Below are 18,588 nucleotides of genomic sequence, written 5' to 3'. Positions count from 1 at the left end.
CCCAGCTTCCCAAATCAGGAACGGATGAACAACCTATCGGAACGTCACAGCTAGCTCCCGATCACCCCCCCGTCCCGCCTCCGCACCACCAGCGTCGCCGACCGCGGCCGGCCGCCCGCGCCATGCTCCTGCGGCCAGCTCGAGTGCCGCGTCGGCGCTCCCGGATCGCTGCGATCACCCGGCGACTCGCCCGGGTGCTGGATGTTGACGAACAGCGTGCGCAGGTCGGGGGTCATCACCGCGCCGGCGATCTCGCTACCCACCGGCCCGGTCAGGAAGCGCCGCACTTCGCCGCTCACCGGGTCGGCCGCCAGCATCATGTTGTTGCCCAGGCGCGCGTAGTCACCGCGGCCGAGCGCGGTGCTCGAGGCGTCGGTCTGGATCCACAGCACGCCGCGCGGGTCGACGTACAGGCCGTCGGGGCTGCCGAAGGCATCGCCGCGCACGTTGCCGCGCGCCTCGGGCCGTTCGTTGGCCGGGTCGCCGGCCAGCACGAAGTGCTCCCAGGTGAAGCGCGTGCCGGCGAAGCCGCCGTCTTCCTTCCAGCGCAGGATCTGGCCCATGCTGTTGCCGGCGCGCGGGTTGGCGGCATCGACCGGCGGCTGGCCGGCCTGGCCGCGCGCGCGGTTGTTGGTGAGGCTGCAGTAGACCTCGCCGGTGCGCGGATCGCCGGCCGTCCACTCGGGCCGGTCCAGGCGCGTCGCGCCGACGCGGTCGGCGGCCTGGCGCGTCTTCACCAGCAGCTCGCCCTGGCTGCCGAAGCCGGCCTCGGCATCGAGCCCGCCCTGCCCGGCGACCAGCGGGATCCACTCGCCGCGCCCGTCGGCGTCGAAGCGCGCGACATGGAGCGTGCCGTGATCCAGCAGCGTGCGATTGGCGGCGTAGCCACCGGGCCGCACCGCGTCGCGCGAGACGAACTTGTAGAGGTACTCGAAGCGCGCGTCCTCGCCCATGTAGACGGCGACGCGGCCGTCGGGCGCCTGCGCGACCCAGGCCCCCTCGTGCGCGGCGCGGCCGAGCGCGGTGCGCTTGACCGGCGTGCTGTCCGGATCGAAGGGATCGATCTCGACGACCCAGCCGTGGCGGTTGAACTCGTTCGGATGGCGGCGCGCATCGAAGCGCTCGTCGTGCTCGTGCCAGCGGTACCAGCCGCCGCTGCTGGCGCGCAAACCCCAGCGGCGCTGGTGCGCATCGAGCGGCTCGGGCGCGCGGAAGTAGTCGACGAAGTTCTCCTCGCAGGCGAGGTAGGTGCCCCAGGGCGTGACGCCGTGGGCGCAGTTGTTGAACGTCCCCAGCACCTGCGTGCCGCCGGGGTCGAGTGCGGTCTGCATCAGCGCGTGGCCGGCGGCCGGGCCGGCGATGCGCATCGGCGTCGTCGCGGTGATGCGGCGCGCGTGGCGCGAAGGCCGCAGCACGTGCCAGCGCCCGCCGCGCCTGCGCACGATCTCGATCACCGACACGCCGTGCGCCGCCTGCGACTTGCGCACCTTGTCGGCGCTCCAGTTCGCCAGGCCGTCGGCGTGCAGCAGGCCGTCGTCGACGTACTCGTGGTTGGTCACCAGCAGGCCGCGCGTGGCCGAGACCGGAAAGAAGTGCATGCCGTCGTGGTGCATGCCCGACTGCAGCGCCTGCTCGTCGGCGCCCTGGCTCGCGTCGGACGCGAAGGCCGGCTGACCGGCCGCTGCGCCGATCGGGTCGCCCCAGGCGATCAGCACCTCGGCCACGTAGCCGGGCGGCACGACGACCGTGTCGGCGACGGACGTCGGCACCGAGTCGAAGCCCAGCAGGGGCCGCCGGCGAGCCGCCACGGCGCCGGCCGACGCCAGCCCGGCCAGCGGCGCCAGCACGCGCCGCAGCGCCGCCGCCAGACCGCCGCCCACGACGACGCGGCGCGCCGGATCGCTCAGCGCGTGGAGGTCGGGCGCGGTCGACGGATTCGAATCCTCCATCGACGCAAAGTCCTTGGGCATCGCCGCTCCGTCGTCGGCCGCGCTACCCTCGCGGCCATGAAACCCGTGTTGCTCGTCACCGGCGCCAGCCGCGGCATCGGTCGCGCCGTCGCCGAACTCGCCGCGGCCCGCGGCTGGGCCGTGGCCCTGAACTATGCCCGCGACGAGCGCGCCGCCGCGGCGCTGGTCGAGCGCCTGCGCGCCGCCGGCGCCGAGACCGCGGCCTTCCGCGCCGACGTCGCCGACGACGCGGCCGTGGTGCGCCTGTTCGCCACGGTCGACGCGCACTTCGGCGCCGGGCCCGACGGGCGCTCGCGCCTGCGCGGCCTGGTCAACAACGCCGGCGTCGTCGACGTCGCCGCGCGCGTCGACGAGATGGACGCCGCGCGCCTGCAGCGCATGTTCGCGGTCAACGTCTTTGGCAGCTTCGCCTGCGCGCGCGAGGCCGTGCGGCGCCTGAGCACGCGCCACGGCGGCGCGGGCGGCGCGATCGTCAACGTCTCGTCGGCCGCGGCGCGCCTGGGCTCGCCGGGGCAGTACGTCGACTACGCCGCGGCCAAGGCCGCGATCGACACCTTCACGCTCGGCCTCGCGCGCGAGGTGGCGGCCGAGGGCGTGCGCGTCAACGCGGTGCGGCCCGGCATCATCGAGACCGACATCCACGCGTCCGGCGGCCAGCCCGATCGGGCCCGCGAGCTGGCGCCGCAGCTGCCGATGCAGCGCGCCGGCACCGCCGACGAAGTGGCACGCAGCATCGTCTGGCTGCTGTCGGACGAGGCGAGCTACGTGACCGGCGCGGTGCTCGACGTCGCCGGCGGCCGCTAGCGCGCGAGCCTAGCGCCGCTCGACGATCACCGGCACCAGCTGCAGCGCCTCGCGCACGCGCTGCGCGGCGCCCTGGGCCTCGTCGCGCGAGGCATAGGGTCCCGCCTGCAGGCGGAACAGCGGCGCGTCGCTGAAGACCGCCATGCGCGGCGCCAGCCAGTCCAGCTCGACCGCGACGCGCTGCTGGAAGTCCTCGGCCCCGCCGCGTTCGCGGAAGGCGCCCAGCTGCACCCAGAAGCCGCGCGCGGGCGGCGTCGCGGCGGGCGGTCCGCCGTCGCCGGCCTCGGCCGTGTCCGGCGTGCGCGGCAATTCGATGGCGGGCGGCGCGACGGCCACCTCGGCCGGCGCCGGCTCGACCGGCCGCGGCGGTCCGTCGCGCCGCCACGCACCGCTGCGGATCTCGTCGAAGCGCAGGCGCTCGACCTCGACCGGCGCCACGCCGCGCAGCAGGTCGAGCTTGAGCGCCGCGGTGTAGCTCAGGTCGATGATGCGGCCGGCGACGAAGGGCCCGCGGTCGTTGACGCGCACGATGATCTCGCGGCCGTTGGCCGGATTGCGCACGCGCGCATAGCTGGGCAGCGGCATGGTCTTGTGGGCCGCCGTCATCGCGTGCATGTCGTAGATCTCGCCGCTGGCGGTCTTGCGACCGTGGAACTTGCGGCCGTACCACGAGGCCAGGCCCTTCTCCCGGAGCGGCACGTCGCGCGCCAGCGGCGTGTAGCTGCGGCCCAGCACCTCGTAGGGCTTGTTGGGCCCGCCGCTGCGGATCGGCTCGACGCGCGGTTCGGCGTCGGGCACGCGGGCCAGGTCGGCCGGGATCTCGGCGGCCGGGCCGTCGCGGCCGGGCAGCGGCGCCGGCGACTTCGGCCCGGATGCGCAGCCGGCGATCAGCGCAGCGCCCAGCACGGCCAGGGCGCGATGCGACACGCTCACGAACATTCGCATGGCGCGCACCATACCCGAGGCCGCGCCTGCGGGTGTGTCCGGTGCCGAAGCCCCGCGCGGCTGCGGCATCATCCGCCCGCGCCTGCGGCGCCGCCAACCGACCCCGCCTCCATGGACCTCACCATCGCCAGCATCCTGGCCCTCGACGGCCTGACCAACGGCGCCGTCTACGCGCTGCTGGCGCTGGCCACGGTGCTGGTGTTCGCGGTGACGCGCGTGATCTTCATTCCGCAGGGCGAGTTCGTCGCCTTCGCGGCGCTGACCGTCGGCGTGTTCCAGCTCGGCAAGGTGCCGGGCACGGTGTGGCTGCTGCTGGCGATGGCCGCGGCGGTGGTCGTGCTCGACGCCGTCGCCGGCTGGCGCCGCGGCGCGGCGCCGCGGCGCCTCGCGCTCGGTGCGCTGCGCACGCTGGCCGTGCCGCTGCCGGCCGCGGCGCTGTCGATCTGGCTGGCGCCGCAGCAGCCGCCGCTGATGCTGCAGGCGCTGCTGACGCTGGCGCTGATCACGCCGATGGGGCCGCTGGTCTATCGCCTGGCCTACCAGTCGCTGGCTGGCGCCAGCGTGCTGGTGCTGCTGATCGTCTCGGTCGGCGTGCACTTCGCGCTGACCGGCATCGGCCTCGTCGCCTTCGGTGCCGAGGGCTCGCGCAACCCCAGCTTCTGGGACGCGCGCTTCGCGCTCGGGCCGCTGGCGATCAGCGGCCAGACCGTCATCATCTTCGGCGTCTCGGCGGCGCTGATCGTGCTGCTGTTCCTGTACTTCGAGCGCTCGCTGCAGGGCAAGGCGCTGCGCGCCACCGCGGTCAACCGGCTGGGCGCCCGGCTGATGGGCATCTCCAGCGACACGGCCGGTCGCCTGTCGTTCACGATGGCCGCCTTCATCGGCGCGCTCTCGGGCCTGCTGATCGGGCCCAACCTGACGATGGTCTACGACAGCGGCTTCCTGATCGGCCTGAAGGGCTTCGTCGCCGCGGTCTTCGCCGGGCTGGCGAGCTACCCGCTGGCCTTCGTCGGCGCGCTCGGCGTCGGGCTGCTCGAGAGCTTCGGCTCCTTCTGGGCCAGCGCCTACAAGGAAGTCATCGTCTTCACCGCGATCCTGCCGGTGCTGCTGTGGCGCTCGCTGCGCGACCGCCACTCCGATGAAGAGTAGTTCGATGCTGCGCACGCGCTGGCCCCTGCTGGCCTTCCTCGCCATCGTCGCGGCCCTGCCGCTGCTGCCGGTGCCCGAGTTCTGGATCACCCAGCTCAACTACATCGGCCTGTACGCGCTGGTGGTGCTGGGCCTGGTGCTGCTGACCGGCGTCGGCGGGCTCACCTCCTTCGGCCAGGCGGCCTTCGTCGGCATCGGCGCCTACACGACGGCCTGGCTCAGCACGCAGACGGGCGTCTCGCCGTGGCTCGCGCTGTGGGTCGGCCTGGGCCTCACGCTGCTGGCTGCGCTGGTGCTGGCCTGGCTGACGCTGCGCATGTCGGGCCACTACCTGCCGCTCGCGACCATCGCCTGGGGCCTGTCGATCTACTACCTGATGGGCACCAGCGAGGCGCTCGGCAAGTACGACGGCCTGCTGGGCGTGCCGGCGCTGTCGCTCGGCGGCATCGACTTCAACCAGGGCCGCAGCATCTACTACCTGATCTGGGGCCTGGCGCTGCTGGGGGCGCTGGCGCTGACGCGCTTGCTCGACTCGCGCGTCGGCCGCGCGATCCGCGCCAGCAAGGCCGGCCCGGGCGGCAGCGCGGTGATGGCCGAGGCGATGGGGGTGTCGAGCTTCCGCTGCAAGGTCGTGATCTTCGTCATCGCGGCGCTGTTCGCCGCCGTGTCGGGCTGGCTGTTCGCGCATTTCCAGCGCACGGTGAACCCCTCGCCCTTCAGCCTGAAGATGGGCATCGAGTACCTCTTCATGGCGGTGGTCGGCGGCGTCGGCCAGGTCGGCGGCGCCTTCGCCGGCGCGGCCATCGTCAAGCTGATCGAGGAGCAGCTGCAGGTCTGGCTGCCGGCCCTGCTGGGCGGCAGCGGCAGCTACGAGATCATCGTCTTCGGCATCGTGCTGGTGCTGGCGCTGAAGTACGCGCCCGACGGCCTGTGGCCGATGGCGGTGAAGGCGCTGCGCCGCCGCGTGCCGGCGCGCGAACGCGCGCGCGACTGGGCCGATGCACCGCCGCTGCCGGCGCGCAGCAAGCCGACGCCCGGCGAGCTGCTGCTCGACGCGCAGGCGGTGCGCAAGGAGTTCGGCGGCCTGGTCGCCGTCAACGACGTCAGCTTCCAGGTGCGCGCCGGACAGATCGTCGGCCTGATCGGACCCAACGGCGCCGGCAAGTCCACCACCTTCAACCTCGTCTCCGGCGTGCTGCCGCTGACGCGCGGCGCGGTGCGCTTCCGCGGCCAGCCGGTCGGCGCGCTCGGCTCGCGGCAGATCGCCGAGCGCGGCATGTCGCGCACCTTCCAGCACGTCAAGCTGATCCCCGAGATGACGGTGCTCGAGAACGTCGCCCTCGGCGGCCACCTGCGCAGCCGCAAGGGCACGCTCGCGGCGATGCTGCGCCTGGACCGCGCCGAGGAGCGCCAGCTGTTCCGCGAGGCCGAGACCCAGCTCGCGCGCATCGGCCTGGGCGCGCAGGGGCACGAGCTGGCCGGCAACCTGGCGCTCGGCCCGCAGCGCCTGGTCGAGATCGCGCGCGCGCTGGCCACCGACCCGGCGCTGCTGCTGCTGGACGAGCCGGCCGCCGGCCTGCGCCTGAAGGAGAAGCAGGCGCTGGCCGCGGTGCTGCGGCAGCTCAAGGCCGAGGGTCTTTCGATCCTGCTCGTCGAGCACGACATGGACTTCGTGATGGGCCTCGTGGACCGCATCGTCGTGATGGAGTTCGGCACGCTGCTGATGGAAGGCACGCCGGCCGAGGTGCAGGCCAGCCCGGCGGTCCGCGCCGCCTACTTGGGGACGGAACACTGATGGGCGCGCCGCTGCTCGAGGTGCACGACCTGCACGCCGGCTACGGCAAGGCCGAGGTGCTGTCCGGGCTGAGGCTGCAGGCGGCCGAGGGCAGCGTCGTCACCGTGATCGGCCCCAACGGCGCCGGCAAGTCGACGCTGCTCAACGCGCTGATGGGCGTGCTGCCGGCCCGCGGCCGCATCCTGCACGGCGGCGAGGACATCGCCGCGCTGACGCTGGAGGAGCGCGTGATGCGCGGCATCGCGCTGGTGCCCGAGAAGCGCGAGCTCTTCGCCACGATGCCGGTCGAGGACAACCTGCTGCTGGGGGGCTACCGGCAGATGCGCCTGGGTCGCCAGGACTGGCAGGGCGAGATGGCGCGCGTCTACGAGCTGTTCCCGCGCCTGAAGGAGCGGCGCAGCCAGCTCGCCGGCACCTTGTCGGGCGGCGAACGCCAGATGCTGGCGATCGGCCGTGCGCTGATGAGCCGGCCGGCGCTGCTGATGCTCGACGAACCCAGCCTGGGACTGGCGCCGCTGGTCGTGAAGGACATCTTCCGCACCATCGCGCAGCTGCGCGAGACCGGCGTCACGATCCTGCTGATCGAGCAGAACGCGCGCGCCGCGCTCGAGGTGGCCGATCACGGCTACGTGCTCGAGACCGGCGAGATCGCGCTCGAGGGGCCGGCCGCCGCGCTGCGCGACGACCCGCGCGTGGTCGAGACCTACCTCGGCGCAGCGGGACGCTAGGGCCTCAGGCCGCCAGCGGCGCGATCCGCCAGGCCTGCGGCGCGAGCGGCCGGATCTCGACCTCGGGCAGGTCGGCCACCGCATAGAGGTCGACCGTCGCGCGCAGGTGATCGTCCAGCGCCGGCAGCACGCCCCAGGCCAGCTTGTCGGCCACCGCGGCCTCGATGGCGGCCTGGATCGCCGGGGCCAGCTGGCGGTCGCCGCGATAGGCCTCGACGAGCCGGTGTGCGCGCCGTGCGCTGCCGCTGCCGTTTCGTTCCCAGAGTCTCATCGTGCTCTCCCCGATCGTCGCTTCGCCGTGAACGAAGCTTCGGCGACGAAGCCGGCTGTCGCCATCCACCGGATGAGCTAGGTCGAACGGGGGGGTCGGTGCTCGCGGCGTGATGCAGTTGGCAACAGCGACGCTCCAGGCCCTAGCGCAGGCAGACCGCCTCGACGTTGTTGCCGTCGGGATCGATCAGGAAGGCCGCGTAGTACTGCGGGCTGTAGTCGCTGCGCAGGCCGGGCTTGCCGTTGTCGCTGCCGCCGGCTTTCAGGCCCAGGGCATGGAAGCGATCGACCGCGGCGCGGTCCGGGGCGCTGAAGGCCACGTGCGTGCCGCGGCCCGGCGCCTTGCTGCGGTAGAGCCACAGCGCCGGCGCGCCCGGCGGGCCGAGGCCCGCGCCGTCGTCGTCGCGCGAGGCCAGCTCGTGGCCCAGCGCCGACAGCGCGGCCTCGTAGAAACGCACGCTGGCGTCGAGGTTGCCGACTTTCAATCCGAGGTGGTCGTACATGCTCGTCTCCTTGAGTGGAGACGATGCTAGGCAGGGTCGGCCAGGCGTTCTTGGAGAAAATTGCGCTCGCCGCGCGACAGCCGCGTGAACTGCCGCGGCGACAGGCCGGCCGCACGACGGAAGCTGCGCACGAAGTTCGACAGGTCGGCGAAACCGACGTCGAGCGCGATCTCGGTCACCGGACCGGCATCCTCGGCCAGCAGGCGCGCGGCGCGGCGCAGCCGGGCCCGCACCAGGTACTGGTGCGGCGTGACGCCGAGCGCGCGGCCGAACACGCGCAGGAAGTGATAGGGGCTGAGCCCGGCCTCGCGCGCCGCGGCCTCCAGGTCGATGGGCTGGTCGGCGTGCGCGTCGATCCACAGCGCGGTGCGCGCGGCGCGGCCGCGGTCCTGCGCGCTCGCGTGCAGCGGCGGCTTGTCGGCGCCGGTCATCAGCTCGACGTAGCGGCGCGCCAGCAGCAGACCGGCCTCGTCGAGGCCGATCTCGCTGCGGCCGTCGGCCGCCGCCTGGGCCAGCTCGCCCAGCACCATCAGCTCGGGCAGCGGCGGCAGCGCGGTGCTGCGCCAGCGCCCGCGATCGCCGCCGACCGAGTCGATCACCTCGGGCGCCAGCCGGAACGACAGGCATTCGTCGCCGCAGCAGTGGTGTTCGTGGCTGCAGACGAACTCGTCGCCGGCGCGGCCCGCCAGCACCGAGCCGGCCACCAGCTCGTAGGACCGACCGCGGCTGCGGTAGCCGAAGCCGCCGCGCCGCACGTAGGACACGGCATCGCCGCCGTGCAGCTCGGTCTCGGGGCGGTCGTCGGGGCCGGCGCTGCAGCGGTACTCGCTGACCGCGATCGCGCCCTGCCTCAGTTCGGTGACCTTCAGCATGGACGCATGATGCCGCGGCCGGGCCGCCACGGGCGCTACAGGGTCTGCAGGTAGAACCGGTAGTCCAGGTTGTCGTGCAGCATGCCGAACGCCGACAGGTCGCTGTTGGCCGGCGTGCCCACCAGGGTCAGCATGGGGATCGAGTTGAAGGCGTACTGGTAGGCATTGGCCGCGCGGTTGAACGAACCTTGATAGAACTCGGTGTTGCTGCCGAGCCTGAAGGCATAGATCCGGTAGGCCAGTCCGTCGTGCAGCATGCCCCAGCGCGACCAGTCGGTGTCGGGCGGGAAGCCGGTCACCGGGATGACGGGCAGGGAGTGATGGCCGTGGCGGTAGGTCGTGCTGCCGGCCACCCAGGCCGCCTGGTAGAGCGTGCGGCGGTCGCCCAGGCGGCGCATGTAGAGCCGGTAGTCGGCGCCGTCGTGCAGCATCTGGAAGCTGCTGGCATCGGTGTCGGCCGGAAAACCGGCGAGCGTCAGGATCGGAATGGAGTTGTGGCCGAAGGCGTAGGACGCGCCGTTGAAGCCGAACTGGTACAGCGTGTCGCTGCTGCTGCCGCGGAAGCAGTAGAAGCGGTAGGTCGTGCCGTCGTGAAGCATGGCCCAGCGCGCCAGGTTGGCGTCGGCCGGCGCACCGGTGATCGGGATGTTGGGGATCGAGCGGTGACCGTAGCGGTAGGTCGACGTTCCGCTCACCCACGCGAACTGGTTCAGTGATGGCATGGTGCACTCCTCGGTTCGCCCGTACAGGGCGGGCACGTCCAAGCTAGCAGAGCCGTGCCGGCGCCACCATCACCACCCGCGCTTCCGTGCGCTTCAAACTGGGGAGGCTGCTGTGTTCAGCCTTCGAAGGGCAGGCCCACGTAGTTCTCGGCCATCACCGTCTGCGCAGCGCGCGAGCCGGCCAGGTAGTCGAGCTCGGCCTGCTGCAGCTTGTGGCCGATCTCGCCGCCGTCGGGGAAGCGGTGCATCAGCGAGGTGAACCACCACGAGAAGCGCGAGGCCTTCCAGACGCGGCGCAGGCAGCGGTCGGAGTAGGCAGCCAGCCCCGCTTCGCTGCGCTCGGCGTAGTGCTCGACCAGCGCGCGGGCCAGCGTGCGCACGTCGGCGGCGGCGAGGTTCAGGCCCTTGGCACCCGTCGGCGGCACGATGTGCGCGGCATCGCCGGCGAGGAACAGCCGCCCGAAGCGCATCGGCTCGGCGACGAAGCTGCGCAGCGGCGCGATGCTCTTCTCGAGCGACGGACCGGTGACCAGGGCTTCGGCGGCCGCCGGGTCGAGGCGACGTCGCAGCTCGTCCCAGAAGGCCTCGTCGCTCCAGCGGTCGACGTGGTCGTCCAGCGCGCATTGCAGGTAGTAGCGACTGCGCGTCGGCGAGCGCATGCTGGCCAGCGCGAAGCCGCGTTCGTGGTTGGCGTAGACCAGCTCGTGCGCGACCGGCGGCGTGTCCGACAGCAGGCCGAGCCAGCCGAAGGGGTAGACGCGCTCGTAGGTCGTCAGCGCCGCGGCCGGCACGCTGGCGCGGCTGACGCCGTGGTAGCCGTCGCAGCCGGCGATGAAGTCGCACGCGAGCTCGTGCGTCGTGCCGCCGCTGGCGTAGCGAATCCTCGGCCGGGCGCCGTCGAAGTCGTGCAGGCTCACGTCGTCGGCCTCGTAGACGGTGGGCGCCTCGGCGGCGCGGCGCGCGTCCATCAGGTCGCGCGTCAACTCGGTCTGGCCGTAGACGACGACGTGCTTGCCACCGGTGAGCTGCCGCAGGTCGATACGGTGGCGCATGCCACCGAAAGCGAGCTCGTAACCCTCGTGCACCAGGCCCTCGCGGTGCATGCGCGCGCCGACCCCCGCCTCGTCCAGCAGGTCCGCGGTGGTCTGCTCCAGCACGCCGGCGCGGATGCGGCCCAGCACGTGTTCGGCGCTCGATCGCTCGACGATCAGGTTGGCGATGCCGGCGCGCGTGAGTAATTGGCCGAGCAGCAGCCCGGCAGGCCCGGCGCCAATGATTGCGACTTGAGTGCGCATCAGAGCAGGGTGCGCAGCTGCGCCTGCGCATGCAGCAGCGGCGGCAGGCACTGCTCGACCAGCTGCTCCATGCGCATGCGCGTCGCGTGGACGCTGACGTTCATCGCCGCGACGGTGTCGCCGCGGTAGTTCTTCAGCGGCACGGCGATCGTGCGCAGGCCGAGCTCCAGCTCCTGGTCGATCGTGGTGTAGCCGTTGGCGCGCGTGCGCAGCAGCTCGAGGCGCAGACGCTCGCGGTTCGTCACGGTGTGCGGCGTCAGCGGCTGCAGCGACTGGCGCGCCAGCCAGGCGTCCATCGCCTCGTCCGGCATCGCGGCCACCAGCACGCGGCCGTTGCTGGTGCAGTAGGCCGGCACGCGCGTGCCGGGCTGCAGCGTCGCCGACACCACGCGGCCGGCGCTCGCCGCCGCCACCGCGATCACGTCGTCGTGGTCCAGCACCCCCGCCGAGCTGGCCTCCTGCAGCGCATACGCCAGCTTCTGCAGCAGCGGCTGGATCACGCGCGGCAGCCGCGCCGAATGCATGTAGCTCTGCCCCAGCCGCAGCACCTTGGGCGTCAGGCCGTAGAGCTTGCGGTCCTGCTGCACATAGCCCAGGTGGGCCAGGGTGATCAGGTAGCGGCGCGCGGCGGCGCGGGTCAGGCCAGTGCGCTCGGCCACCTCGGTGATCGACAGGCGCGGGCGTTCCTGATCGAAGGCCTCGATCACCGCCAGGCCCTTCTCCAGGCCGGCGATCAGGTCGCGCTGCAGCGGCGCGCCGCCGCCCGGCAGCGGCGATGGCGGCGCGTCGGGCTCGGCCGGGTCGGCGGCCGCGGGGTCCAGGCTCATGACCATGTGAAGTTCGTTGATCGCACGATCTGCGCGTTTACCGCGCACACCGGCATTCATTGCCTTGTTTTGCAGCAGCTTAGCGATAAGCTCCAGCCTGACAAGCCCGACGATCCCGCAATCAGTGCGGCAATCGCACAAACCGGGCGAGGAGACACCTGCGATGGACTTCCAGCCCCTGCCTGCCGGAACCGATGCGGACCTGCTGCACCCGGCCTACCGGTCGACCGCCCGGCGCGGCCCGCGCCAGCCGCCGCTGCGCGTGCGCCTGCCGGCCGCCACCGAGGCCGGCCTCGCACTGCCGCCGTCGTTGCTGCTGCCCCGCGACGCCGACCTGACGGCGCGCGGCGCCTCGGCCCCGCTGGGCGAGAAGATCGCCGTCGTCGGCCGCGTCGTCGACGAGGACGGCCGGCCGGTGCGCGACTCGCTGATCGAGGTCTGGCAGTGCAACGCGGCCGGCCGCTACTGGCACGCCAAGGACCAGCACGACGCGCCGCTGGACCCCAACTTCTTCGGCTTCGGCAAGTGCTTCACCGACGGCGACGGGCGCTTCCGCTTCGTCACCATCAAGCCCGGCCCCTACCCCTGGGGCAATCACGACAAGGCCTGGCGGCCGGCGCACATCCACTTCTCGCTGTTCGGCAACGTGCTGGCGCAGAGGCTGGTGACACAGATGTATTTCGCGGGCGATCCGCTGCTGGCGCTGGACCCGATCGTGCAGAGCATCCCCGACGCGACGGCGCGCACGCGGCTCGACGCCCACCTCGACATGGACGCGACCGTCGGCGCCGAGATGCTGGGCTGGCGCTTCGACATCGTGCTGCGGGGCCGGGGCGCCACGCCTTTCGGACTGTGATCATGAGCGGACCCACCCCTTCACAGACCATCGGCCCGTTTCCTCACGAGGGCTGGCGCTGGGCCTTCGACGGCGGCGAAGGCGCGTTGCTGCTGGACGGCCGCGTGCTCGACGGCGACGGCCAGCCGGTCGGCGATGCCGTCGTCGAGGCCTGGCCGAGCGGCGCCGAGCGCACGCACTTCCTGCGCGTGCCGACCGACGAGCAAGGCGCCTTCCGCCTCGCCTTCGCGTCGCGTCCGGCGCCGGGCGAGCCGCTCGCGCACCTCGTCGTGTTCGCGCGCGGTCTGCTGCGGCATCAGTTCACCGCGGTCTTCCTCGCCGACGACGCCGGCCTGGCGTCGTCGCCGCTGCTGGCCCAGGTACCGGTCGCGCGCCGTGCCACGCTGCTGGCGCTGGCGGAGGTCGAGGGCCGCTACCGCTGGGACCTGCATCTGCAAGGCCCGCAGGAAACCGTGTTCTTCGATCCCGCGTAGTTGCGCCTCACCCCCATGTCCGCCTTCGACGGCTTCCTGATCCCGCGCGACGTCGCCGCGCTGTTCGACGCGCCGGCCATCGCGCAGGCGATGTTCGACTTCGAGGCGGCGCTGGCACGCGCGCAGGCCGCCGAGGGCCTGATCCCGGCCGCGGCCGCGCAGGCGATCGCCGGCGTGTGCAAGGCCGAGCTGCACGACCTGGACGCACTGGTCGCGGCCAGCGCGCGCGCCGGCAGCCTGGCGATCCCGCTGGTGGCGGAGCTGAAGAAGACGGTCGCGCTGTTCGACGCGCCGGCCGCTGCCTGCGTGCACTTCGGCAGCACCAGCCAGGACGCGATCGACACCGCGCTGGCGCTGGCGACGCGGCGCGCGCTCGCGCTGATCGACGCCGAGCTGGCGCAGCTCTGCGAGTCGCTGCTCGCGCTGGCCGAGGCGCATGCCGCCACGCCGGTGCTGGCCCGCACGCTGATGCAGCCCGCGGCGGTGACGAGCTTCGGCCTCAAGTGCGCGAACTGGCTCGCGCCGCTGCTGCGCGCGCGGCTGCGGCTGCGCGAGGCGGCAGCGCGTGGCCTCGCGCTGCAGCTCGGCGGCGCGATCGGCACGCTGTCGGCGATGGACGGCCGCGGCCCGGCCGTCGCGCGCCGCATGGCCGATGCGCTGGGCCTGGCCTTGCCGCCGGCGCCCTGGCACACGCAGCGCGACGACTGGGTGCGCCTGGGCCTGGAAGCCGCGGTGCTGACCGGCAGCCTGGGCAAGATCGCCACCGACCTGGCGCTGATGGCGCAGGGCGAGGTGGCCGAGCTGGCCGAGCCGGCGGCGCCCGGCCGCGGCGGGTCGACCGCGATGCCGCACAAGCGCAATCCGGTCGCCGCGCTGACCGCGCTGGCCGCCGCGCAGCGCGCGCCGCAGCGCGCCGCCGCGTTGCTGGCCGCGATGCCGCAGCAGCACGAGCGCGGCCTGGGCAACTGGCAGGCCGAGCTGGCCGAATGGCCCGGGCTCTTCACCGGGGCCTGCGCCGCCGCGCGCGCGCTGGCCGAAGCCTTTGCGGGGCTCGAGGTCGATGACGCACGCATGCGCCGCAACGTCGTCGAGGTCGGCGGCCCGGCCTTCGCCGACGCGCTGCAACCCGACGAGGCCGCGGCACCGGCCGCCGCGCTGGCGCGCGAGCGCCTGCCCGGGCTTCGCGCGACACTCGCGGCGATGCCGGCCGCGCCCTGGTCGGCCGCCGACCCTGTTGCAGACTGAACCCATGGATCCCTACGACCACGACCTCGAACGCGGCCTGCGCAACCGCCGCGCCATCCTCGGCGACGCCTGGGTCGACAAGTCGGTCGCCAACGCGAACGCCTTCAGCGCCGACTTCCAGAACTTCATCACCCGCTACGCCTGGCACGAGGTCTGGGGCCGGCCCGGCCTGCCCGCGAAGACGCGCCGCGTCATCGTGCTGGCGATCACCTGCGCGCTGGGCCGCTGGGAGGAGTTCGAGCTGCACCTGCGCGCCGCGCTGGCCGGCGGCTCCGGTGCCAGCCTGGGCGCCGGCGACGACGCGAGCACCGCGCTGACGCCCGACGAGGTGAAGGAAGTGCTGATGCAGGCCGCCATCTACGCCGGCGTGCCGGCCGCCAACACCGGCATGGCGATCGCGGCGAAGCTGCTGCGCGAGCTGGGCCACGCGCTGCCGCCGCTGCCGGCCACCGAGGTGGCGCACACCGGCAGCGGCCGCTCGTTCCGCTCGGCCGGCACGCCGGCGCTGCACTACACGGTGCGCGAGGCGCGCAGCGGCCTTGCGAAGCACACGATCGTCTTCAGCCACGCGCTCGGCTGCGACGTGAGCATGTGGGACCCGGTCGCCAACGCGCTGGCCGCCGATCACCGCGTGATCTGCTTCGACCACCGCGGTCACGGCGACTCCGACGCGCCGGCCGGCCCGTACTCCATGACCGCGATGGCCGACGACGCGGCGCGGCTGCTGGACGAACTGAAGGCGCTGACAAACAGCGGACCGGTGGTCTGGGTCGGCCTCTCGCTCGGCGGCATGGTCGGCCAGGAGCTGGCGCTCGCGCGGCCCGATCTGCTGAAGGCGCTGGTCATCGCCAACTCCACCTCGGGCTACGACACGGCCGGCCGCGAGGCCTGGGTCCAGCGCATCGCGGCGATCGAGTCCGGCGGGCTGGAGGCGATCGCCGACGGCGCGATGCAGCGCTGGTTCAGCGAGAGCTTTCGCGCCGCGCAACCGGCCGCCGTGGCGCGCTGGCGGCGCCGCGTCGTCAGCAACACGGCGACCGGCTACATCGCGGCCTGCCACGCCGTGGCCGCGCACGACGCCACCGCGCGCCTGCCGCAGCTGAAGCTGCCGACGCTGGTGATCGCCGGGGGCCTTGATCTGGGCACGCCCGTCGCCATGTCTCAGACCATCGTCGAGAACCTGCCCGGCGCCCGCCTGGTCGTCATCGACGATGCGGCGCACCTGAGCGTGCTGGAGCAGCCCGAGGTCTTCGGCGCCGCGCTGCGCGACTTCATCGATGCTCTGAACTGACCAAGGATCCCACTGCCGCATGGAAGCCCTCACCGCCCTGATCCCCGGCATCCCGCCGCTCGTGTGGTGGCTGCTCGCCGCCGGCATGGTGCTGACCGGCCTGGCCGGCACCATCCTGCCGGTGCTGCCCGGCACGCTGCTGGTGCTGGGCGGGCTGTTCGTCGGCGCGTGGATCGACGGCTTCGCCAAGGTGGGCGGCTGGTCGCTCGCCGTCATCGCGGCACTCGCGGTGTTGGCGTGGGCCACCGACTACGTGGCCGCGCTGCTGGGCGCCAGGAAGGTGGGGGCCAGCCGCTGGGCGCTGATCGGCGCCGCGCTGGGCACGCTGCTCGGGCTCTTCATGGGCCTGGTCGGCGTGCTCTTCATGCCCTTCGTCGGCGCGGTGGCCGGCGAGCTGTACGCGCGGCGCGAGCAGGCGACCACTGCGGGCGCCTATGCGACCCAGCAGGCGCTGAAGGTCGGCACCGCGACCTGGATCGGCATGCTGGTCGGCACCGCAGTGAAGATCGCGCTGGTGTTCCTGATGATCGGCGTGTTCGTCGCCGCGCTGCTGGTGAAGTGAGGACCAGGTGAGCCGCGATGATCGACAAGATCTGCCCCAGCGTCGAAGCCGCGCTCGCCGACGTGCCCGACGGCGCCACGGTGATGATCGGCGGCTTCGGCACCGCCGGCATCCCGACGCAGCTGATCGACGGCCTGATCGCGCAGGGCGCGAAAGGGCTCACCGTCGTCAACAACAACGCCGGCAACGGCGAGACCGGTCTGGCCGCGCTGCTGAAGGCCGGCCGCGTGCGCAAGATCATCTGCAGCTTTCCGCGCCAGGCCGACTCGCAGGTCTTCGACGCGCTCTACCGCGCGGGAAAGATCGAGCTGGAGCTGGTGCCGCAGGGCAACCTGGCCGAGCGCATCCGTGCTGCCGGCGCCGGCATCGGCGCCTTCTTCACGCCCACCGGCTACGGGACCGAGCTGGCGAAGGGAAAAGAGACGCGCGAGATCGATGGTCGCCCGTACGTGCTGGAGCATCCGATCCACGCCGACTTCGCGCTGATCAAGGCCGAGCGCGCCGACCGCTGGGGCAACCTGAGCTACCGCATGACCGCGCGCAACTTCGGCCCGGTGATGGCGACCGCCGCCAAGTGCACCGTGGTCGAGGTGCCGGAGATCGTGGCGCTGGGCGCGCTCGATCCGGAGACGGTGGTGACGCCGGGCCTCTTCGTGCAGCGCGTGGTGAAGGTCGAGCGCAGCGTGACGCAGGCGGGTGGGTTTGCCGCGGGCAAGACCGAGCGAGGTGCCGCATGAAGCGCTGGACCCGCGACCAGATGGCGCAACGCGTGGCCCGCGACATCGCCGACGGCATGGTCGTCAACCTCGGCATCGGCCTGCCCACGCTGGTGGCCAACCACATCCCCGCCGACCGCGAGGTGGTGCTGCACTCCGAGAACGGCGTGCTCGGCATGGGCCCGGCGCCCGCGCCCGGCGCCGAGGACTACGACCTCATCAACGCCGGCAAGCAGCCCGTGACGCTGCGGGCCGGCGGCTGCTACTTCCACCACGCCGACAGCTTCGGGATGATGCGCGGCGGCCACCTCGACGTCTGCGTGCTCGGCGCCTTCCAGGTCGCCGCCAACGGCGACCTCGCCAACTGGCACACCGGCGCGCCCGACGCCATCCCCGCCGTCGGCGGCGCGATGGACCTGGCGATCGGCGCGAAGAAGACCTTCGTGATGATGGAGCACCTGACCAAGTCCGGCGAGAGCAAGCTGGTCGAGCGCTGCACCTATCCGCTGACCGGCATCGGCTGCGTCAGCCGGGTCTACACGGACCTGGCGGTGATCGATCTGGGGCCGGACGGCGCGCGGGTCATCGATGTGGTCGAGGGGCTGGACTTCGCGGCGTTGCAGGCGGTGACGGGAATCGCGCTGGTCGACGCCCGCTAGGCGCAAGGACTCCCTAGCGCGTCGAGCGCCAGCCCAGCCCTTCGCTCGTGCTCCCCCGCGGCCGATACTCGCACCCGATCCAGCCATCCCAGCCGAGCTCGTCGATCACGTCGAACAGGTAGCGACAGTTCAGCTCGCCGACGTCGGGCTCCTGGCGCTCGGGCACGCCGGCCACCTGCAGATGACCGACGCGGCCGGTCGGCAGGTAGCTGCGCAGCTTGGTGGCGACGTCGCCCTCGACGACCTGGCAGTGGTAGAGGTCCATCTGCACCTTCAGGTTGGGCGCGCCGACCGCGGCCACGATCTCGTGGGCGTGGTCCTGGCGGTTGAGGAAGTAGCCGGGGATGTCGCGGCCGTTGATCGGCTCGATCAGCAGCGTGACGCCGGCGGCGGCGGCGCGCGGCGCGGCCCAGGCCAGGTTGGCCACGAAGGTGGGCTGCAGCGCGGCGCGCTCGGTGCCGGGCGGCATGCGCCCGGCCAGCACGTGCACGCGCGGGCAGCGCAGCGCCTCGGCGAGGTCGAGCGCCTGCGCGATGCTGCGGCGGAAGTCTTCTTCGCGCCCCGGCAGCGCGGCGAGGCCGCGCTCGCCGGCGGCCGCATCGCCGGGCGGCGCGTTCATGAGCACCAGCGGCAGGCCGCCCAGCGCGCTGCGCAGCGCGGCCGGCGCGTGCTCGTAGGCGAACTGCCACTCGACGGCCTCGAAGCCGTCGCGTGCGGCGGCGGCCGCACGTTCGAGGAAGGGATGCTCGGTGTAGAGCATCGACAGGTTGGCGGCAAGGCGGGGCATGGCAGCGAATGCTGCCAGAGCTTGCTCGATGCCGTTCGGGCTGAGCTCGTCGAAGCCCTGCGCCGGCGGTTCGACAAGCTCACCGCGAACGGGTGGTTCCGGCCGACGGGAAAGCGCCG

Annotated in this window: 20 protein-coding genes; 11 read left to right on the top strand and 9 right to left on the bottom strand. The window is 72.9% G+C overall.

What is annotated here, in order from left to right:
- Positions 1-50 precede the first annotated feature (50 nt).
- Positions 51-1,970 carry a PhoX family phosphatase gene (locus tag QZV97_RS06020; protein ID WP_295640033.1) on the bottom strand — a complete coding sequence of 640 codons (1,920 nt, stop codon included), beginning with the start codon at positions 1,968-1,970 and terminating at the stop codon, positions 51-53.
- Positions 1,971-2,006: 36 nt separating this feature from the next.
- Here QZV97_RS06020 and QZV97_RS06015 point away from each other — a divergent pair, with 36 nt between their 5' ends.
- Positions 2,007-2,774, top strand: a complete 768-nt coding sequence (locus QZV97_RS06015) for an SDR family oxidoreductase (protein WP_295640030.1) — start codon at positions 2,007-2,009, stop codon at positions 2,772-2,774.
- Positions 2,775-2,783: 9 nt separating this feature from the next.
- Here the strand turns inward: QZV97_RS06015 and QZV97_RS06010 are convergent, their stop codons facing one another.
- A complete protein-coding gene (locus tag QZV97_RS06010) occupies positions 2,784-3,719 on the bottom strand; it encodes a septal ring lytic transglycosylase RlpA family protein (protein WP_295640027.1) in 936 nt (311 codons plus the stop codon).
- 111 nt (positions 3,720-3,830) lie between these two features.
- On the opposite strand from QZV97_RS06010, the gene QZV97_RS06005 reads away from it, so the two are divergent.
- The 3 genes from QZV97_RS06005 to QZV97_RS05995 are packed head-to-tail and all read left to right on the top strand — an operon-like array spanning position 3,831 to position 7,391.
- On the top strand, positions 3,831-4,868 hold the full coding sequence (locus QZV97_RS06005; RefSeq protein WP_295640025.1) for a branched-chain amino acid ABC transporter permease: 1,038 nt from the start codon (positions 3,831-3,833) through the stop codon (positions 4,866-4,868).
- Positions 4,858-6,663 (top strand): branched-chain amino acid ABC transporter ATP-binding protein/permease, encoded by a 1,806-nt coding sequence (locus QZV97_RS06000; RefSeq protein ID WP_295640022.1) that lies wholly within the window; start codon positions 4,858-4,860, stop codon positions 6,661-6,663. Before QZV97_RS06005 ends, QZV97_RS06000 begins: the two co-directional genes overlap by 11 nt.
- Entirely contained in the window at positions 6,663-7,391 is a 729-nt protein-coding gene (locus QZV97_RS05995; RefSeq protein WP_295640019.1) for an ABC transporter ATP-binding protein, read from the top strand. Before QZV97_RS06000 ends, QZV97_RS05995 begins: the two co-directional genes overlap by 1 nt.
- A 4-nt stretch (positions 7,392-7,395) precedes the next feature.
- Here QZV97_RS05995 and QZV97_RS05990 read toward each other — a convergent pair whose 3' ends face one another.
- The 6 genes from QZV97_RS05990 to QZV97_RS05965 all read right to left on the bottom strand — a co-directional run bounded on the left by QZV97_RS05990 (position 7,396) and on the right by QZV97_RS05965 (position 11,880).
- Positions 7,396-7,662, bottom strand: a complete 267-nt coding sequence (locus QZV97_RS05990) for a hypothetical protein (protein WP_295640017.1) — start codon at positions 7,660-7,662, stop codon at positions 7,396-7,398.
- Between the two features lie 142 nt (positions 7,663-7,804).
- Complete coding sequence (locus QZV97_RS05985; RefSeq protein WP_295640015.1) at positions 7,805-8,164, bottom strand: VOC family protein; 360 nt, start codon at positions 8,162-8,164, stop codon at positions 7,805-7,807.
- 26 nt (positions 8,165-8,190) lie between these two features.
- Positions 8,191-9,036 carry an AraC family transcriptional regulator gene (locus QZV97_RS05980; protein WP_295640013.1) on the bottom strand — a complete coding sequence of 282 codons (846 nt, stop codon included), beginning with the start codon at positions 9,034-9,036 and terminating at the stop codon, positions 8,191-8,193.
- A gap of 35 nt (positions 9,037-9,071) precedes the next feature.
- Entirely contained in the window at positions 9,072-9,758 is a 687-nt protein-coding gene (locus tag QZV97_RS05975; protein ID WP_295640011.1) for a hypothetical protein, read from the bottom strand.
- 116 nt (positions 9,759-9,874) lie between these two features.
- The gene (pobA, locus tag QZV97_RS05970) at positions 9,875-11,053 is read right to left on the bottom strand and encodes a 4-hydroxybenzoate 3-monooxygenase (protein WP_295640009.1); all 1,179 of its coding nucleotides are present in this window, start codon (positions 11,051-11,053) and stop codon (positions 9,875-9,877) included.
- Positions 11,053-11,880, bottom strand: a complete 828-nt coding sequence (locus tag QZV97_RS05965) for an IclR family transcriptional regulator C-terminal domain-containing protein (protein ID WP_295640006.1) — start codon at positions 11,878-11,880, stop codon at positions 11,053-11,055. Before QZV97_RS05965 ends, pobA begins: the two co-directional genes overlap by 1 nt.
- A 163-nt stretch (positions 11,881-12,043) precedes the next feature.
- Here QZV97_RS05965 and QZV97_RS05960 point away from each other — a divergent pair, with 163 nt between their 5' ends.
- The 7 genes from QZV97_RS05960 to QZV97_RS05930 are packed head-to-tail and all read left to right on the top strand — an operon-like array spanning position 12,044 to position 17,682.
- Positions 12,044-12,736 carry a protocatechuate 3,4-dioxygenase subunit beta gene (locus QZV97_RS05960; RefSeq protein ID WP_295640003.1) on the top strand — a complete coding sequence of 231 codons (693 nt, stop codon included), beginning with the start codon at positions 12,044-12,046 and terminating at the stop codon, positions 12,734-12,736.
- Positions 12,737-12,738: 2 nt separating this feature from the next.
- Positions 12,739-13,209, top strand: a complete 471-nt coding sequence (locus tag QZV97_RS05955) for a protocatechuate 3,4-dioxygenase (protein ID WP_295640000.1) — start codon at positions 12,739-12,741, stop codon at positions 13,207-13,209.
- 15 nt (positions 13,210-13,224) lie between these two features.
- Positions 13,225-14,454 carry a lyase family protein gene (locus QZV97_RS05950; protein WP_295639997.1) on the top strand — a complete coding sequence of 410 codons (1,230 nt, stop codon included), beginning with the start codon at positions 13,225-13,227 and terminating at the stop codon, positions 14,452-14,454.
- 4 nt (positions 14,455-14,458) lie between these two features.
- Positions 14,459-15,745 carry an alpha/beta fold hydrolase gene (locus QZV97_RS05945; RefSeq protein ID WP_295639994.1) on the top strand — a complete coding sequence of 429 codons (1,287 nt, stop codon included), beginning with the start codon at positions 14,459-14,461 and terminating at the stop codon, positions 15,743-15,745.
- Between the two features lie 19 nt (positions 15,746-15,764).
- Positions 15,765-16,307, top strand: a complete 543-nt coding sequence (locus QZV97_RS05940; RefSeq protein ID WP_295639992.1) for a DUF456 domain-containing protein — start codon at positions 15,765-15,767, stop codon at positions 16,305-16,307.
- 17 nt (positions 16,308-16,324) lie between these two features.
- A complete protein-coding gene (locus QZV97_RS05935) occupies positions 16,325-17,044 on the top strand; it encodes a 3-oxoacid CoA-transferase subunit A (RefSeq protein WP_295639989.1) in 720 nt (239 codons plus the stop codon).
- Positions 17,041-17,682 carry a 3-oxoacid CoA-transferase subunit B gene (locus tag QZV97_RS05930; RefSeq protein WP_295639986.1) on the top strand — a complete coding sequence of 214 codons (642 nt, stop codon included), beginning with the start codon at positions 17,041-17,043 and terminating at the stop codon, positions 17,680-17,682. Before QZV97_RS05935 ends, QZV97_RS05930 begins: the two co-directional genes overlap by 4 nt.
- Positions 17,683-17,695: 13 nt before the next feature.
- Here the strand turns inward: QZV97_RS05930 and otnI are convergent, their stop codons facing one another.
- Positions 17,696-18,469, bottom strand: coding sequence for a 2-oxo-tetronate isomerase (otnI, locus tag QZV97_RS05925; protein ID WP_295639982.1), 774 nt, complete (start codon positions 18,467-18,469; stop codon positions 17,696-17,698).
- Between the last annotated feature and the right edge of the window lie 119 nt (positions 18,470-18,588).

The organism is uncultured Methylibium sp. (assembly GCF_902826655.1).
Taxonomy (GTDB): domain Bacteria; phylum Pseudomonadota; class Gammaproteobacteria; order Burkholderiales; family Burkholderiaceae_C; genus Methylibium.
This window is presented reverse-complemented; position numbering and strand designations above follow the sequence as displayed.

Excerpts from the sequence above, each read along its gene's own strand:
- QZV97_RS05975 (WP_295640011.1), bottom strand. The coding sequence starts at position 9,758 with ATGCCATCACTGAACCAGTTCGCGTGGGTGAGCGGAACGTCGACCTAC.
- QZV97_RS05940 (WP_295639992.1), top strand. The coding sequence starts at position 15,765 with ATGGAAGCCCTCACCGCCCTGATCCCCGGCATCCCGCCGCTCGTGTGG.
- QZV97_RS05990 (WP_295640017.1), bottom strand. The coding sequence starts at position 7,662 with ATGAGACTCTGGGAACGAAACGGCAGCGGCAGCGCACGGCGCGCACAC.
- QZV97_RS06010 (WP_295640027.1), bottom strand. The coding sequence starts at position 3,719 with ATGCGAATGTTCGTGAGCGTGTCGCATCGCGCCCTGGCCGTGCTGGGC.
- QZV97_RS06005 (WP_295640025.1), top strand. The coding sequence starts at position 3,831 with ATGGACCTCACCATCGCCAGCATCCTGGCCCTCGACGGCCTGACCAAC.
- QZV97_RS05985 (WP_295640015.1), bottom strand. The coding sequence starts at position 8,164 with ATGTACGACCACCTCGGATTGAAAGTCGGCAACCTCGACGCCAGCGTG.
- QZV97_RS05945 (WP_295639994.1), top strand. The coding sequence starts at position 14,459 with ATGGATCCCTACGACCACGACCTCGAACGCGGCCTGCGCAACCGCCGC.
- QZV97_RS06015 (WP_295640030.1), top strand. The coding sequence starts at position 2,007 with ATGAAACCCGTGTTGCTCGTCACCGGCGCCAGCCGCGGCATCGGTCGC.
- QZV97_RS05995 (WP_295640019.1), top strand. The coding sequence starts at position 6,663 with ATGGGCGCGCCGCTGCTCGAGGTGCACGACCTGCACGCCGGCTACGGC.
- QZV97_RS06000 (WP_295640022.1), top strand. The coding sequence starts at position 4,858 with ATGAAGAGTAGTTCGATGCTGCGCACGCGCTGGCCCCTGCTGGCCTTC.
- QZV97_RS05980 (WP_295640013.1), bottom strand. The coding sequence starts at position 9,036 with ATGCTGAAGGTCACCGAACTGAGGCAGGGCGCGATCGCGGTCAGCGAG.
- QZV97_RS05960 (WP_295640003.1), top strand. The coding sequence starts at position 12,044 with ATGGACTTCCAGCCCCTGCCTGCCGGAACCGATGCGGACCTGCTGCAC.
- otnI (WP_295639982.1), bottom strand. The coding sequence starts at position 18,469 with ATGCCCCGCCTTGCCGCCAACCTGTCGATGCTCTACACCGAGCATCCC.
- QZV97_RS05950 (WP_295639997.1), top strand. The coding sequence starts at position 13,225 with ATGTCCGCCTTCGACGGCTTCCTGATCCCGCGCGACGTCGCCGCGCTG.
- QZV97_RS05930 (WP_295639986.1), top strand. The coding sequence starts at position 17,041 with ATGAAGCGCTGGACCCGCGACCAGATGGCGCAACGCGTGGCCCGCGAC.
- QZV97_RS05965 (WP_295640006.1), bottom strand. The coding sequence starts at position 11,880 with ATGAGCCTGGACCCCGCGGCCGCCGACCCGGCCGAGCCCGACGCGCCG.
- QZV97_RS06020 (WP_295640033.1), bottom strand. The coding sequence starts at position 1,970 with ATGCCCAAGGACTTTGCGTCGATGGAGGATTCGAATCCGTCGACCGCG.
- QZV97_RS05935 (WP_295639989.1), top strand. The coding sequence starts at position 16,325 with ATGATCGACAAGATCTGCCCCAGCGTCGAAGCCGCGCTCGCCGACGTG.
- QZV97_RS05955 (WP_295640000.1), top strand. The coding sequence starts at position 12,739 with ATGAGCGGACCCACCCCTTCACAGACCATCGGCCCGTTTCCTCACGAG.
- pobA (WP_295640009.1), bottom strand. The coding sequence starts at position 11,053 with ATGCGCACTCAAGTCGCAATCATTGGCGCCGGGCCTGCCGGGCTGCTG.